This window comes from Paenibacillus sp. GCM10027628 (genome assembly GCF_042676385.1).
Classification (GTDB): Bacteria; Bacillota; Bacilli; order Paenibacillales; family NBRC-103111; genus Paenibacillus_E.
Window position 1 is genome coordinate 1 of record NZ_JBHTHA010000016.1, and the last position, 14,481, is coordinate 14,481.

The following is a 14,481-nucleotide window of genomic DNA, read 5'->3' on the forward strand; positions in this document are numbered from 1 at the left end:
GGATGGACGTACCGCTGGTGTACCAGTTGTCTCGCCAGAGGCATCGCTGGGTAGCTATGTATGGAGGGGATAAGCGCTGAAAGCATCTAAGCGTGAAGCCCCCCTCAAGATGAGATTTCCCAGTATGTAAGACCCCTTGTAGACGACGAGGTTGATAGGTTCGAGGTGGAAGTGCAGCAATGCATGCAGCTGACGAATACTAATCGGTCGAGGGCTTAACCTATTCCCAACCAAGTGAAGTAATGCTCTGTAGCATATGCCGAATACTTGATTGGGGCCCGGAAAGACTAAGTTCTAACACACTTTACGCAAGTTTCGTATCTAGTTTTCAAGGAATAAACCTTGATACGTTTGGTGATGATGGCGGAGGGGATCCACGCGTACCCATCTCGAACACGACCGTTAAGCCCTCCAGCGTCGATGGTACTTGAACCGAAGGGTTCTGGGAGAGTAGAACGTTGCCAAGCACAAAGAAAAAAGAGTTTTTTTGGAAGAAATTCCAGAAAGACTCTTTTTTTGCATCTTTATAAAGCCGCACAATAAACCATACTAGCCCTATGAGGAGGGATTGGTGTGACTAAAGTGAAGCTTAGTAGGTGCTGTGGAATTTTTCTTATTTGTAATTTCGTCGTACTGGGGAATTACGGATGTTCAGCAAAATCGAACATGATTCATAACCATACAGTCGGTACACAATCAAACTTAGGTGTCAGATCCCTTGCTCCTCTGGGTGAGGAGTCGAATATACCTATTGCAGGAACGGTAGCTTCTGAACGGATATCACCTAAAGTAAAGGTAAAAGGAATCTATGTCTCAGCATGGTCAGCTGTTGGGACAAAATTTGAACAGTTGATCCAATTGGTTGATCAAACCGATTTGAATGCGATGGTCATTGATGTCAAAAATGATTCAGGACAAGTTACATATGCCTCGGCCGTTCCCTTAGTCAATGAAATTGGAGCGAATAGCAATGTGATTATAAAGGATATGCAAACAAAGCTCCAGCAATTAAAGACTAAAGGGATTTATTCCATAGCTCGAGTTGTTGTTTTTAAGGATCCATATTTGAGTAGAATGAAAGATACTTATGCGATTAAGAGCCGCTCTGGTGATGTTTGGAGAGATAGTAAAGGAATCGCTTGGGTAGATCCTTACAAAGAGGGCGTATGGGACTATAACATTCAAATTGCCAAAGAAGCGGCTGACCTAGGATTTGATGAGATTCAATTCGATTACGTGAGATTCCCGGAGAACGGCAAGAAAGTGGATCAAGAGGCCGATTTCGATAATTCGCAGGGATGGACGAAGCCGCAGGTGATCGAAGGATTTTTGAAAAGAGCTAAGGAACAGATAGGAAGGAAGGCTTATTTGTCGGCCGACGTCTTTGGTCTAACGACTTCTTCAGATAATGATATGGGAATCGGGCAGGACTGGTCTATGATCAGCAAGCAGGTTCATTACATTTCTCCGATGCTGTATCCTTCTCACTATTCAAGTGGTGTCTATGGAGTAAAAAGTCCCGATTTACAGCCATATTCCATCATCAGTAAAGCCATTAGTGATGCATTAACAAAGAATGAGCAACTGAAGAGAACCAGCAGTGAAATTGCTGAGATTCGACCTTGGTACCAGGATTTTACGGCGACGTGGGTTAAACCTCATAAGACATACGGGAAAGAAGATGTCAATGAACAGATTAAAGCAGCAAAGGAACGTGGCGTAGATCAATTTCTTTTATGGAACTCGAGCAGCATTTACTCGTATCGTTAACGGAATCTTCTTATTCAGCCTCTTGTCTCGCTGTCGACAGTTCCTTTTCCTTGACACGAAAAATAGGCTTTTGTTAATATAAGCACTAAAATATACCCCAAAAAGGAGAGACTTTGAGCTATGCTCAAAGATCCCTACATTAGGAGGAATTTGTGTTGTGAGGGAAGATAAGTTTGGCAAGGAAGGTTTAACGTTTGATGATGTGTTGTTGGTGCCGAGAAAATCTGAGGTATTCGGTAAGGAGATTGACGTTTCCACAACGCTTGCGCCTCATGTGAAGTTAAACATTCCGTTCATTAGCTCTGCCATGGATACTGTAACAGAATCTGCTCTTGCTATTGCTATGGCACGTGAAGGCGGCATCGGGATCATTCATAAGAACATGACCATTGAACAACAAGCAGAAGAAGTAGATCGTGTTAAAAGGTCGGAAAGCGGAGTTATCACTAATCCTTTTTCCCTTACACCCGAACATCATGTTTATGATGCGGAAGAGCTTATGGCTAAATACCGTATCTCAGGTGTTCCCATTGTGAACGAGAACAACAAGCTGGTTGGGATTTTGACGAACAGAGACTTACGTTTTGTTCATGATTATTCGATCAAAATCAAGGAAGTCATGACTAGAGAGGATCTGGTTACTGCTCCTGTCGGCACGACGCTTCAACAAGCTGAAGGTATTTTACAAAAGCATAAAATTGAAAAGCTGCCGCTGGTCGATGAGCATTTCGAACTTAAAGGCTTGATTACAATTAAAGATATTGAAAAAGCGATTCAATTCCCTAACGCAGCTAAGGACTCGCTAGGCAGATTGTTAGTTGGGGGAGCGGTTGGCGTAGCAAAAGATGTTATGGAACGCGCTGCAGCACTTGTACAGGCAGGTATTGACGTAATCGTTGTAGATTCTGCACACGGTCACCATATCAATATTTCGGAAACGGTGAAGAAGATCAGAGCCCAATATCCGAACCTTCCCATCATTGCCGGGAATGTAGCGACAGCTGACGGTACGCGTGATCTCATCAAAGCCGGCGCATCCATGGTTAAGGTTGGTATTGGACCGGGATCCATCTGTACAACGCGGGTTATCGCAGGTATCGGCGTTCCGCAAATCACGGCCATTCATGATTGCGCACTAGCTGCGGCAGAGTTCAATGTGCCGATTATTGCTGACGGCGGTATCAAATACTCTGGGGACGTAGTCAAAGCGATCGCTGCGGGCGCTAGCGCCGTTATGATCGGAAGCCTTTTTGCTGGAACAGAAGAGAGTCCTGGGGAATCCGAGATCTATCAAGGCCGTAGATTCAAAGTTTATCGCGGGATGGGTTCGCTAGGTGCTATGAAGGAAGGCAGCAAGGATCGTTATTTCCAAGAGAACGAGAGCAAGCTGGTTCCTGAAGGAATTGAGGGACGTGTTGCTTATAAAGGACCGCTTGCCGATACAGTTTATCAACTTGTTGGTGGTTTGCGTTCTGGTATGGGTTACTGCGGGGCGCATAATATTCAGGAACTGATTCACGATACGCAGTTCATCCGCATTACAAGCGCTGGTTTGAGAGAGAGCCACCCGCATGATATTCAAATTACGAAAGAAGCGCCAAACTACTCGTTGTAAATCTTCACAAATTGGTAAATATTGAAGGCGGGGGAATTGAACCTTCGTCTTCTTTTTTTTGTCTAATGGGGTGTGTTACAATATAGTGTGTCATAAAATCGCTAGGGAGAGTGAAGTTGTGAGAGTAATGGGTTTTACTAGAAAAAGAGTGGCTTTGGTGTTAGGCATAAGTTTATTGGCGCAATCCTTTCTTTTACATATACAACCAACTTATGTTCAGGCAGCAGGAACAAAAACTAAAACAACAATAACATCAACAACAACGGCAACGGCGGCCCCGACACCTGCAGCGAATAACGAGCTGATGATAAATGCCAAATCTGCTATCATCATGGAAGCTAGCACGGGAGCTGTACTCTATGAAATGAATGCCGATGAGGCGCTTCCTCCAGCCAGTATGGCCAAAATGATGACTGAATATTTGGCGATGGAGAGTATTAAAGAAGGTAAATTTACGTGGGATTCGAAAGTTACAGCTTCTAAAAATGCAGCTGATGTGATCGGTTCCGGGCAACTAATTGCCGAGAATGAAACACTTAGCTTTAAAGATATGTTCAATGCGATGTCCATCTATTCCGCGAATGATGCATCTGTGGCTTTTGCCGAGTTGATAGGGGGCACCGAAGAAAATTTTGCGAAAATGATGAATGAGAAAGCCAAACAGTTAGGCATGTCGGATAAAGCGCATTTCATTAGCGCAACTGGGCTTTCGCGTGCCGATCTTAAGAATCCGCCGCAATCCATCGAAGGCGAAACTAAAATGACTGCTCGAGATGCCGCTATTCTTGCTTATAATATCCTTAAAGATCATAAAGAGGTTCTGGAATTCACGAAAATCCCTTCTTTAAAATTAAGAGCGACCGATAAAACGCCAATGATCAATTGGAATTGGATGCTTGAAGGAAATCAAAATAACGCTAATTTTAAGAAGTTTGCCTATCCTGGGCTGGACGGTTTAAAAACAGGTTCCACGGACGACGCTGGTTACTGCTTTACGGGGACAGCAGAAAGAAATGGAATGCGTATTATCACTGTTGTGATGGGAACCAAAACTGAACCCGAGCGTTTCAATGAAACAAGGAAGCTGCTTGATTACGGATTTAATAATTTCGAGATGAAACCTTATTTGAACGCTAAAGCTGAAATAGATTCTTTGAAATCCGTAAACATTAAGAAAGGTGTTCAAACCTCGGTACCATTGGTAACGAAAACTGGTATGACTTTTGTTGTAAAAAAAGGCGCCAAAGATACGGATTTCAAACTGACTGCAGAACCGCTGGATGAAAGCAAGCTTGTTGCTCCAATCAAGAAAGGCGATCCGCTAGGCAAAGTAACAGTAACTTATAACGGCCAAGAAAAAACAGTTGATCTGATTGCCAATGACGATGTGGAGAAAGGCAGCTGGATCCGTCTCTTGTTCCGCTCCATCAAAAATTTCTTCGGCGATATGTTCAAAGGGTTCAAGGGCAAATCCTAAACCAGATAATGGGTTGTATATTGTCCCACCATCCTGTAAAATGATTGTTTAGAAGTTTACAAACGAATCGTGTAGGGAACTGCATGAAAATTGTTGTAGTAGTGAGACTTTGACTCCGTCAATTGTCCCTATAAATGGTATAGGAGGAACGAAAAAAATGGAAACTGGAACATCCCGCGTCAAAACAGGTATGGCCGAAATGCAAAAAGGCGGCGTCATCATGGACGTCATGAATGCTGAACAAGCGAAAATCGCTGAAGCGGCTGGTGCATCCGCAGTTATGGCTCTTGAGCGAGTACCTGCTGATATTCGTGCGGCTGGCGGCGTATCCCGTATGGCTGACCCAACGATTGTGGAACAGGTTATGAAAGTTGTTTCGATTCCTGTTATGGCGAAAGCAAGAATTGGACATTTTGTAGAAGCGAAAGTCCTGGAATCTCTGGGCGTTGATTATATTGATGAGAGTGAAGTTTTAACACCTGCGGATGAAGTTTACCATATCAACAAACGCGATTTCACGGTTCCTTTTGTTTGCGGTTCTCGTGATCTAGGTGAAGCTCTGCGTCGTATTGGCGAAGGCGCTTCGATGCTTCGTACCAAAGGCGAGCCTGGAACAGGCAATATCGTTGAAGCTGTTCGCCACATGCGCATGATTCAAGGTCAAATTCGCAAAGTCCAAGGCATGTCCAAGGACGAGCTGATGTTTGAAGCCAAGACGCTGGGCGCTCCGTATGAGCTTCTCTTGCAAGTTGCTGAAACTGGCAAACTTCCAGTCGTTAACTTTGCTGCCGGCGGCGTAGCGACACCTGCTGACGCGGCGCTTATGATGCACCTTGGTGCTGATGGCGTATTTGTTGGTTCCGGTATTTTCAAATCCGACAGCCCTGAGAAATTCGCAAAAGCGATTGTAGAAGCTGTTACTCACTATACCGATTACAAATTGATTGCTGAAATTTCCAAAGGCCTTGGTACCCCTATGAAGGGAATTGAAATTTCCAAGCTGGATGCGACTCAACGTATGCAGGAGCGCGGCTGGTAATGACAAAGATCGGGGTACTCGCGCTGCAAGGCGCGGTAGCGGAGCATATTCGCGGCATTGAAAAGGCTGGCGCCGAAGGCGTCGTCATTAAAAAAACGGAACAGCTTGCAGATATCGATGGGATTATCATCCCTGGCGGCGAAAGTACGACGATTGGCAAGCTGATGCGCACATACGGCTTTATCGATGAGCTCAGAGACTTTTCTGCGGCAGGGAAGCCTGTATTCGGCACCTGCGCGGGTCTGATTGTCATCGCGAAAGAGATCACCGGACAGCCGGAAGCTCACTTGGGGCTGATGGATATTACGGTGGCTCGCAACGCGTTCGGTCGCCAGCGCGAAAGTTTTGAGACGGATCTGCCTGTTAAAGGCATTGACGATAACGTTCGCGCGGTTTTCATCCGTGCCCCATTGATTGAAGAAGTGGGAACGGGTGTCGACGTTCTGGCCACCTATGATGGTCAGATCGTTGCAGCGCAGCAAGGTCATCTCCTTGCAGCGTCTTTTCATCCGGAGCTGACGGATGATTTCCGGATGCATAGCTATTTCCTTGACATGGTAAAACAAAGTCAAGCATAACAGATGGTACAAGCACCCCTAGTAACCGGGTTCCGGCGAGGGTGCTTGCTTCCATATTCAAACCATTTTGCGCTAACGGAGGAATCTCCTTGTTTGATGTAAAATTACTTCGAAGTGATTTGGCAGCGGTACAGGCTGCTATGCAAAACCGCGGTAAGCAAATCGAAGAGCTGAAAGGCTTTACCGATCTGGACGTGAAGCGCAGAGAGCTTCTACAAGAAACGGAGCAGCTGAAAAATCGCCGCAATACCGTTTCGCAAGAGGTTGCTCTACGCAAAAGATCCGGCGAAAACGCGGATGAATTAATCCAAGAAATGAAGGTCGTCGGAGACCGCATTAAAGAGCTAGATGATGAGATTCGCGTCCTAGACGAGTCATTGCAGCATGTTCTGCTATCCATCCCGAATATGCCCCATGCAAGCGTTCCTATTGGCCTTTCAGAAGAAGAGAATGTAGAGATGCGCCGCGTAGGCGAAATTCCACAATTCGATTTCGACGTGAAGCCGCACTGGGAAGTTGCGCAGGAGCTGGGCATTCTTGATTTTGAAGCGGCGGCGAAGGTAACGGGCTCGCGCTTCGTGTTCTACAAAGGGCTTGGCGCTAGGTTGGAACGTGCTTTGATTAACTTCATGATGGACTTGCACAGCGATGAGCATGGCTATCAAGAGATGCTGCCTCCTTATATCGTCAATCGCGAAAGCTTGATGGGTACCGGTCAGCTGCCGAAGTTTGAGGAAGACGTTTTCAAGATCGAGAATTCGGAATATTTCCTGATTCCTACGGCTGAAGTGCCGGTCACGAACTATCATCGTGAGGATATTCTGACCAATGAGCAGCTGCCGGTGAACTTTGTTGCCTTTAGTGCTTGTTTCCGTTCGGAAGCAGGTTCAGCAGGTCGGGATACGCGCGGCTTGATTAGGCAGCATCAGTTCAACAAGGTTGAGCTTGTGAAGATGGTGAAGCCGGAGGATTCTTACGATGAGCTGGAAAAGCTCACAAGCCATGCTGAGCGCGTTTTACAGCTGCTTAAGCTACCTTACCGCGTCCTGACGCTTTGCACTGGTGACATAGGCTTCTCGTCGGCTAAAACATATGATCTCGAGGTATGGCTGCCAAACAGCGGCGCATATCGTGAGATTTCGTCTTGCAGCAACTTTGAAGATTTCCAAGCGCGCAGAGCGAACATTCGCTTCCGCAGAGATGCCAAATCGAAACCGGAATTCGTACATACGCTGAACGGCTCAGGATTGGCACTAGGCAGAACGGTTGCCGCGATCCTTGAAAATTATCAGCAAGCAGACGGTTCTGTAGTCGTTCCAGATGTACTGGTTCCCTACATGAATAACGTAAAAGTAATTAACAAGAAATAGAACTTGATTCACTCATAGTTTTTGTGATACAATGCTTTTTGTCACTGCATTAGGTTGTTTCCTAACAAGGAGACACCTAGTTGTGGAGAGGTGGTCGAGTGGTTTAAGGCAGCGGTCTTGAAAACCGCCGAGGTGCAAGCCTCCGTGGGTTCGAATCCCACCCTCTCCGTATACTATTGCTAAAAAGTCATGCGATTCTTAATGAATCGTGTGGCTTTTTTTGTTATGTAGCGATTGGGATAAAAGGGGTGGCGGCTTCGCATTTTAATTATGTGGAGGTGTTACTATGAGCAAAACAGACAGACTGACCATCGATCAGAAGCAATTGGTGGAAGAGTGGAAGAACATGCTCCCTGAACAGCTGGAGGACGCTGATAAGGCTCGTGTATGGGCCGATGAGGCTGATACACAGGCGCTCCGAGTACACATAACAACGGCGGGGCATACCGGGTATACGTTTGATTTTAAAGTAACGTATGTGGATTCTAGAGAGGTAAAGGTGGACCTTATCGATGTCGAGCAAGGAACCACACATATTGATGAGCGAACCGACATCGTCCAAACGCTAGTAGACGATTATGTGCGGCATATTCATGAATGTGCGCAAGCACTGCAGCAAGTCACACACGTCTGAACTGTGGAGGGCAGCAACAAATGACCAGACAAAAAAGCAGAGATAAAAACTTGCAGAACGTTGTTAAAGATTTTGACAAAACGGTGGTTAATAGTCATCAGGCTCAGCAAGTACAGCAACAAACAAATGATAACCATAAGCGGGATGTAATGAATCACGATGAAAACTAGGGGAGTGTGACTAGGATGTCCAAACCAAGAGCTTATTCCGCTGGAGACAGCATGCAAAGCAACGGTCAAGTTGATAGCGATAATAATAATGCTCCGGAAGCTCTTTCCGGCTCTAAAAAGGTTAAGAATCGTAATCATTCGCGACAAAAACAAGCTAAAGGATCTTGATTATACAGGTTCCGAGGGTTGAAAAAATATCTTTACAAAATGTTTAAAAATCAGCGCCCCGGACATACTATATTTGTCGGTGAAGCAGAGAGGTGTGGTTCCGTTGGAGCATTCCGCGAAACAACCGTTGCATAGAGGACTTTTATACCTGTTATAATCAGGCTGGAGGCGATGTGCTAAAGACACGTTACAGTGTTTTATAAGCAGATTTACCAAAAGTTTACGAGTAACACGGTCATAGAAGAAAACCATTAATCACCGACAAAAAAAGAACCCTTAGGGGTTCTTTTTTTCGTCCGTTTCGAAGCTATCTGTTAGATAGACAGAGTAAGTTGGTTTTTTACGATAAATCAGCAATCGAATTCCGGCTCCAATTAGGATCACAGCAACGATAAGGGTCTGACCAAAGCTGTTAATCCAATAAGAATAATTATGTTCGGGGAAAAACCGATACAGCAATTCAACAATGATCTCTTTGAAAACATAATACCCACCGAACACAATGAGTATAGCTCCGATGCTTCGATTATAGGAGATCCAATTCTCGACCAGCGGCTTATCGACTAATGTTCCATTCTCGTATTTTGAAATATTCTGTAAGGCGTCAAAGAAGCTGAAGAACCACAGAATTGGTATCAAGAAGAAGAAGAGGGAAAGTCTTAACACGTCCAGTACATATATGGAAAACAGGAAGACCGCCATTAATTGAATGCCGCGTTTGGTCATGTTCAAGTACAAATGAGCAGCACCCGGAATAATGGCGAGGATAGTAGCTAAGGTCCGATTTTTGCTGTCATAGTCGTCTGAGAAGTGGAAGTCTTCGAACATGCTTCGATCAAATAGCTCAAAGCCTGCTTGCTTACGCTCCAGTTGTTTCAGCGCATCAAACATAGTGTAGAACCAAAGTACCGGCATCGCCAAAAGAAAGGCAATGAAGCCCTCATTATGAGTGAGGATGGTGATAAAGAAAACAAGAATCGCTAACCCGAAAAAAGTGATCATTGCGGTTAAACCGCGCTGCATCAAACCCAATTGATAGTGACCAAGCCCTGGAATAAATGAAAGCAGCATAATTCGAGTTCTCTCGCGTTGGTTAGCCCAAGAAGATGCCGATTGCCAATACGCTTGATCAGGTTCAGGCGGCATATCTGGGGAGGGCATATATGGATACTCAGGGCCGTAAGGCATCGTTCCAGGCACCGGATAAGGCTGAAATCGCAGCAGGAAGATAATCATGTCGATCATATTCGCAATCCACATGAGTGCGGCGAATAGAAGCAAAAGCATCATGGGTGCATCATGGGCATGAATGTCGGTTACACCAACGAATAGCAGGAAAAGTGATCCGAAGAATCCTCCTCCATAAATGAAAGCACGGAACATCCGGTTCATGTAGAAGTGACCTAGCCCCGGGATAAAAGAGAGCAGAAAAGCAACAAGGTTGCTTTTGTTATATAAGGTGTTCGGATGGTTCAAGGCCGGGTACCTCCTTTTTCTTGTTCATTTTGCAATGTGTCTAGCCAAGTTAATGTTTTATTTAACAACTGATCGGATATTGGAACCTCTTTATGCACGGAAGAGGGGGACGGAGGGTTGAAACCCTTAGAGTTTAATGAACCCATTGAACCTAATTCCTGGGATAGTCCATGAAAAAAGCCTGTGACAACAAGTATAAGCGTAGCCGCTGCCGCAACCCCGTAATGAAAGATCGTGGAATGAAACCAAGCAGGTTTAGTTCGGAGCGTTCGATTAACGATAGCATCAATGTAGCTTTTCTCATCGGCTTCCATATGAGGAAGAGATGCCGTTAATTTTTCCAAGCACGTCATATATATGGCTAAGCAGAGGTCACATTGATATAGATGGAGCTCCATTTGAGCCATTTCATCTGGCGATACGCTTGCTTCCACGTACTGCATCCAGGCTAGTTGATCATAATGCTTCATATGAAGTCCTCCTCCTTCCAGTTCTTCCGGAGCCACTGCTTGGCTCGATATAGTTTGGATTCCACGGTTTTGACCGTAACACCTTGAGCATCGGCGATATCTTGGTAAGTTTGATGATGTAAGTAGTAAGCCATTAATACGTCTTGATAATTAGTTGGAATCTGGTCCAATTTTGTTCGCACGAGTTTTGCTGTTTCGTTCATGACCACTTCTTGTTCTAAGTCATTGTGATGATGAGTGGCAGTGGTCGGAACCGGATCTTCGATCTCTGCCGTCATTTCTTCCCTTTTCCGGCTGGCCGCCCGCTTAAAATCGATTGCTCGGTTCACGGCGATGCGTGTCATCCAGGTTTTAAGGCCCTTCATTTGGTACTGGGGGAGGGAGAAATAAATCCGGGTCCATACATCCTGCGTTAAATCTTCAGCATCCTTAGGATGACGTACGATCGCATAGATGGTCTGGAATAAATAATGGCGATAGGTCGCAACAAGTTCTCGAAACGCAGATTCATCGCCAATTAATATACGTTGTACAAGTGTATCTTCCTGAATACTCTCCTCCTCCTCTCCGACATATATAGACGAAGGGTACCTCTTGTACCCCTGCACACCTGTCAAAATAAAAGAACGAATCGCCGGCGATCCGTTCTTTTATTTTTAAAGCGATGTGGTTCGATGAGGGAGTTCTGCTTTTGCCCCGCTAATCCGCGGTTCACTGCGGACAATCCATTGAGACAGAAGGCTGCTAAGGACTCCGAGTACACCGAGAACGATAAATCCCTGGGTTAAAGCAAACCAATCTCCGATGATCCCCATGAGAACGGGACCGATGAACATCCCTAGGCCATAGATCGCTTGGAAAAAGCCCATTGCAGTTGCGCGTTTATCCGACGGCATGTATTTGATGCTTAGCGCCATCAGAACGGTAAAAGAAAGTCCGCGACCAAAACCGGCTAACGCCTGGGTAACCATGAGCAGCCACAAGTTATGAGTAAATGGAATCGAAAAAGTGAACAAGCCCATGAGGGCAAAGCCCCACACGACGACGCGTTTCTCACCAAATTTAGCGGCCCAGCGGCGTCCGCCAAACAAGGAGGCTATTGCAACCGGAACATTGGAAAAGAACGTCAGCAGTGACAAACTAAACTTATCAGCCCCTAGCCCAGTAGCATAAACGGGGGTAAAACCGAAAACCGTAGCAAAGGTAAGCACCTGCGACAAAATAGCCAGCAATGAAACGAACAAAAGCGTACGGTCTGTCGCTACATGGCCGATTCCCCGCAGCGTGATTTTGGGGGCATCGATTTCAATTTTTTCCACAAGAAAGAAGGATCCGATAAGACCTATCGCACCGAGAATAGCGCCCATGATGAAAGCTGCTTCCCAGCCTATCGCGTCTGCAGCCCAGCCTGCCATGAGGATACCGAGCATCTGACCCAAAGAGTTGAAGAAGCTGATCGTTCCGATCGCTTTTGTAGATTCTTCATGTTTATAATAGCTCGTAAATAACACCGTAAAATCAACCCATGTGGCCGCGGCAGCGCCGGCAAGCGCACGAAGAAGGAGAATCCATGTGAAATCTTTTGTCATCCAAAGCCCGAGCCCGCTGAGGCCTGTAAAGAGTAAACCAAATGTAATAAACAGTTTGCGCTTATGAAAACGATCGGATAGGACACCGACCGGGATACGCAGCAGCATCTGCGAAATGCCGTACATTCCCACGATCCAACCAGCCAGTTGATGGCTGCCTCCCAAAAATTCCACATAAGGAGCCATGATAGGAACACTCGTGTACATAGACATCCAGAACAGCAACGTAACGATGCAGAATAAAGGGATGCGAAAAGAAGAGGGCGATTTCATACTCGTCATAGAATGAGTTCTCCTTTCGGATTGCAAAAAGAAACAAAGGGATGGCCAACCCGTAGTTGTCATCCCTTTGTATAGTTATGTTATTTTGAACGCGCCACGGGGGGATTCGAACCCCCGACGCATAGTTTAGGAAACTATCGCTCTATCCTGCTGAGCTACGGGCGCATGGCATCGTTTATTTTATCACGGATGCTTTTACTCGCGCAACGTTATTCCTTACCACGCAGCTTGCGAAAAAATTGCGTCAGCAGCGTCGCGCACTCTTCCTGCAAAACACCGCTCACCACGTCGACACGGTGGTTGAATCGTTCCTCCTGCAGCAAATTCATGAGGGTTCCGGCGCAGCCGGCTTTGGGATCTGTCGTCCCATAGATCACCTGCGGGACCCGGGCTTGGACAATCGCACCCGCGCACATGGGGCAGGGCTCGAGCGTCACGTACAGTTTGCAGTCGAGCAGGCGCCAAGCTTGCAGATGTTCACTGGCCTGTTTGATGGCGATCATTTCAGCATGAGCGGTCGGGTCGAGGGACGTTTCACGCAGATTATAGCCGCGGCCGATAATCGTGCCGTTATGTACGACAACCGCTCCGATGGGGACCTCCCGGATAGCTTCCGCTTTAAGCGCTTCTTGAATGGCTTCTTTCATCCATGGAATATGTTCATCCACAGGGGGACACCTCGCTAAAATTCAGTTATCCACATGTGAATAAGAATCGAACAAGCATTCGTTGTTAACAATCTGTGGACAACCATGTGGATAAGTCGAAAAGTTGTGGATATATGTTTATATTGTATGCACACTTTACTTGTAAATCAAGGAAAGAGGCATTTACGGGAATTTTGTTGAAAATTGATACTAAAATACGTATACTTAGAATAATAATAGGTCTTTTATCCTAGTCAGGAATAATTACATAAGGTTTCGATAAATGGCAAACTTGTTGAAAGACAAGGACGCAAAGCTGAGGGTCTAAGGTTCCACATGGAACTACGGCAGTCTGGCTACCGAAAATCACGGCTATTTTAGATTTTAGGTAGTAGGCTGTTCCGATCAGACGGGGATGGTCTACTTTTTTAATACAAAAAAATGAATAGAGAGGAAGTGAAGAAAGCAATGAAGCATTATGGCAGCAAGGAAGGCAATGACATTGAGGTATTGATTGACAGCAAAGCAGTGCTGGATAAGAATGATTTTGTTTCTACAGGTGTCCTTACCTATGCGCTGGGCGATATTATTGAGGTGGAACTGCCGCAATACGAGGTTTTTGGACTTGGAGACAAAGTCAAGATGACGGTTTATTCGAAATCGGGATTGTTCGTTTTTGAAACGACCGTAGTTGCCAAAGATCATGGTTCGGTTATTTTGATTAACCCGCCTGAGAATCGCAAGAAATTTACGGAAAAACGGGAATTTCCGCGAATTGACATCCAACAGGACGGATTACTTCATGGACTTCATGATGTGAAAAAGAAAAATAAACATCAGTTTGATAACCCGGTCGTTATTTCCATCAAGAACATTTCGATGAACGGCGTTGGTTTTACAATTGAAAACAACTCTATAGTAGATAAAATTGTCGATAAGCATGTCCAGCTCGACGTTGAAATGGATCTGGGCTTCTCGATGCCGGTCAAGACCGAAATTGTGCGGAAAGAGAAATCGGGAACCGGCATCTATTATGGGGCTCGATATCTCGAAGTTCCAGACATGAAAACGAATGCATTAAGGGCCTTTATTTTGAAAAATCAGGTTGAATCGTACTTTGTGCAGAAGCGGGAAGCTCAGTACAGAAGCCTATTGGAAAAAAAGTCTGCGGTGAATCAGTAGCCGACAGGCTTTTT

General features: G+C 45.6%; 15 protein-coding genes, 2 tRNA genes, 2 rRNA genes and 1 riboswitch. Of the genes, 13 read left to right on the top strand and 6 right to left on the bottom strand.

Annotation, left to right across the window (positions count from 1 at the left end):
* From ACFQZT_RS15290 to ACFQZT_RS15345, 12 genes are all read left to right on the top strand, one after another.
* Positions 1 to 223 (top strand): 23S ribosomal RNA (locus ACFQZT_RS15290); the annotation flags it as partial.
* A 127-nt stretch (positions 224 to 350) separates the two neighbouring features.
* Positions 351 to 467: ribosomal RNA gene (gene rrf / locus ACFQZT_RS15295) — 5S ribosomal RNA — on the top strand.
* A 106-nt stretch (positions 468 to 573) separates the two neighbouring features.
* Positions 574 to 1,770 (top strand): putative glycoside hydrolase, encoded by a 1,197-nt coding sequence (locus ACFQZT_RS15300; protein WP_379301294.1) that lies wholly within the window; start codon positions 574 to 576, stop codon positions 1,768 to 1,770.
* 157 nt (positions 1,771 to 1,927) lie between these two features.
* Positions 1,928 to 3,385, top strand: coding sequence for an IMP dehydrogenase (gene guaB / locus ACFQZT_RS15305; RefSeq protein ID WP_379301296.1), 1,458 nt, complete (start codon positions 1,928 to 1,930; stop codon positions 3,383 to 3,385).
* An 85-nt stretch (positions 3,386 to 3,470) separates the two neighbouring features.
* The gene (locus ACFQZT_RS15310; protein WP_379301298.1) at positions 3,471 to 4,862 is read left to right on the top strand and encodes a D-alanyl-D-alanine carboxypeptidase family protein; all 1,392 of its coding nucleotides are present in this window, start codon (positions 3,471 to 3,473) and stop codon (positions 4,860 to 4,862) included.
* Positions 4,863 to 5,019: 157 nt separating this feature from the next.
* Positions 5,020 to 5,901, top strand: coding sequence for a pyridoxal 5'-phosphate synthase lyase subunit PdxS (gene pdxS, locus ACFQZT_RS15315; protein WP_379301300.1), 882 nt, complete (start codon positions 5,020 to 5,022; stop codon positions 5,899 to 5,901).
* On the top strand, positions 5,901 to 6,479 hold the full coding sequence (gene pdxT / locus ACFQZT_RS15320; protein ID WP_379301302.1) for a pyridoxal 5'-phosphate synthase glutaminase subunit PdxT: 579 nt from the start codon (positions 5,901 to 5,903) through the stop codon (positions 6,477 to 6,479). The genes pdxS and pdxT overlap by 1 nt, the downstream gene beginning before the upstream one ends.
* Positions 6,480 to 6,568: 89 nt before the next feature.
* Complete coding sequence (serS, locus tag ACFQZT_RS15325; RefSeq protein WP_379301304.1) at positions 6,569 to 7,849, top strand: serine--tRNA ligase; 1,281 nt, start codon at positions 6,569 to 6,571, stop codon at positions 7,847 to 7,849.
* Between the two features lie 84 nt (positions 7,850 to 7,933).
* A tRNA-Ser gene (locus tag ACFQZT_RS15330) sits at positions 7,934 to 8,018 on the top strand.
* Between the two features lie 117 nt (positions 8,019 to 8,135).
* A complete protein-coding gene (locus ACFQZT_RS15335) occupies positions 8,136 to 8,483 on the top strand; it encodes a hypothetical protein (protein WP_379301306.1) in 348 nt (115 codons plus the stop codon).
* Between the two features lie 20 nt (positions 8,484 to 8,503).
* Positions 8,504 to 8,653 (top strand): hypothetical protein, encoded by a 150-nt coding sequence (locus ACFQZT_RS15340; RefSeq protein WP_379301308.1) that lies wholly within the window; start codon positions 8,504 to 8,506, stop codon positions 8,651 to 8,653.
* Between the two features lie 15 nt (positions 8,654 to 8,668).
* The gene (locus tag ACFQZT_RS15345; RefSeq protein WP_379301310.1) at positions 8,669 to 8,821 is read left to right on the top strand and encodes a small acid-soluble spore protein P; all 153 of its coding nucleotides are present in this window, start codon (positions 8,669 to 8,671) and stop codon (positions 8,819 to 8,821) included.
* A 276-nt stretch (positions 8,822 to 9,097) separates the two neighbouring features.
* Here ACFQZT_RS15345 and ACFQZT_RS15350 read toward each other — a convergent pair whose 3' ends face one another.
* From ACFQZT_RS15350 to tadA, 6 genes are all read right to left on the bottom strand, one after another.
* Positions 9,098 to 10,297 carry a hypothetical protein gene (locus ACFQZT_RS15350; RefSeq protein WP_379301312.1) on the bottom strand — a complete coding sequence of 400 codons (1,200 nt, stop codon included), beginning with the start codon at positions 10,295 to 10,297 and terminating at the stop codon, positions 9,098 to 9,100.
* Positions 10,294 to 10,767, bottom strand: a complete 474-nt coding sequence (locus ACFQZT_RS15355) for an anti-sigma factor (protein ID WP_379301314.1) — start codon at positions 10,765 to 10,767, stop codon at positions 10,294 to 10,296. Before ACFQZT_RS15355 ends, ACFQZT_RS15350 begins: the two co-directional genes overlap by 4 nt.
* The gene (locus ACFQZT_RS15360) at positions 10,764 to 11,375 is read right to left on the bottom strand and encodes an RNA polymerase sigma factor (protein WP_379301387.1); all 612 of its coding nucleotides are present in this window, start codon (positions 11,373 to 11,375) and stop codon (positions 10,764 to 10,766) included. Before ACFQZT_RS15360 ends, ACFQZT_RS15355 begins: the two co-directional genes overlap by 4 nt.
* A gap of 48 nt (positions 11,376 to 11,423) precedes the next feature.
* Positions 11,424 to 12,638 carry an MFS transporter gene (locus tag ACFQZT_RS15365; RefSeq protein WP_379301316.1) on the bottom strand — a complete coding sequence of 405 codons (1,215 nt, stop codon included), beginning with the start codon at positions 12,636 to 12,638 and terminating at the stop codon, positions 11,424 to 11,426.
* Positions 12,639 to 12,728: 90 nt separating this feature from the next.
* A tRNA-Arg gene (locus tag ACFQZT_RS15370) sits at positions 12,729 to 12,803 on the bottom strand.
* A 44-nt stretch (positions 12,804 to 12,847) separates the two neighbouring features.
* The gene (gene tadA / locus ACFQZT_RS15375) at positions 12,848 to 13,285 is read right to left on the bottom strand and encodes a tRNA adenosine(34) deaminase TadA (protein ID WP_379301388.1); all 438 of its coding nucleotides are present in this window, start codon (positions 13,283 to 13,285) and stop codon (positions 12,848 to 12,850) included.
* 275 nt (positions 13,286 to 13,560) lie between these two features.
* A riboswitch (cyclic di-GMP riboswitch) is annotated at positions 13,561 to 13,649 on the top strand.
* Between the two features lie 104 nt (positions 13,650 to 13,753).
* Here tadA and ACFQZT_RS15380 point away from each other — a divergent pair.
* Entirely contained in the window at positions 13,754 to 14,467 is a 714-nt protein-coding gene (locus tag ACFQZT_RS15380) for a PilZ domain-containing protein (protein WP_379301318.1), read from the top strand.
* Positions 14,468 to 14,481 lie beyond the last annotated feature (14 nt).

Excerpts from the sequence above, each read along its gene's own strand:
- ACFQZT_RS15345 (WP_379301310.1), top strand. The coding sequence starts at position 8,669 with ATGTCCAAACCAAGAGCTTATTCCGCTGGAGACAGCATGCAAAGCAAC.
- ACFQZT_RS15335 (WP_379301306.1), top strand. The coding sequence starts at position 8,136 with ATGAGCAAAACAGACAGACTGACCATCGATCAGAAGCAATTGGTGGAA.
- ACFQZT_RS15365 (WP_379301316.1), bottom strand. The coding sequence starts at position 12,638 with ATGACGAGTATGAAATCGCCCTCTTCTTTTCGCATCCCTTTATTCTGC.
- ACFQZT_RS15340 (WP_379301308.1), top strand. The coding sequence starts at position 8,504 with ATGACCAGACAAAAAAGCAGAGATAAAAACTTGCAGAACGTTGTTAAA.
- ACFQZT_RS15380 (WP_379301318.1), top strand. The coding sequence starts at position 13,754 with ATGAAGCATTATGGCAGCAAGGAAGGCAATGACATTGAGGTATTGATT.
- ACFQZT_RS15355 (WP_379301314.1), bottom strand. The coding sequence starts at position 10,767 with ATGAAGCATTATGATCAACTAGCCTGGATGCAGTACGTGGAAGCAAGC.
- pdxT (WP_379301302.1), top strand. The coding sequence starts at position 5,901 with ATGACAAAGATCGGGGTACTCGCGCTGCAAGGCGCGGTAGCGGAGCAT.
- tadA (WP_379301388.1), bottom strand. The coding sequence starts at position 13,285 with ATGAAAGAAGCCATTCAAGAAGCGCTTAAAGCGGAAGCTATCCGGGAG.
- pdxS (WP_379301300.1), top strand. The coding sequence starts at position 5,020 with ATGGAAACTGGAACATCCCGCGTCAAAACAGGTATGGCCGAAATGCAA.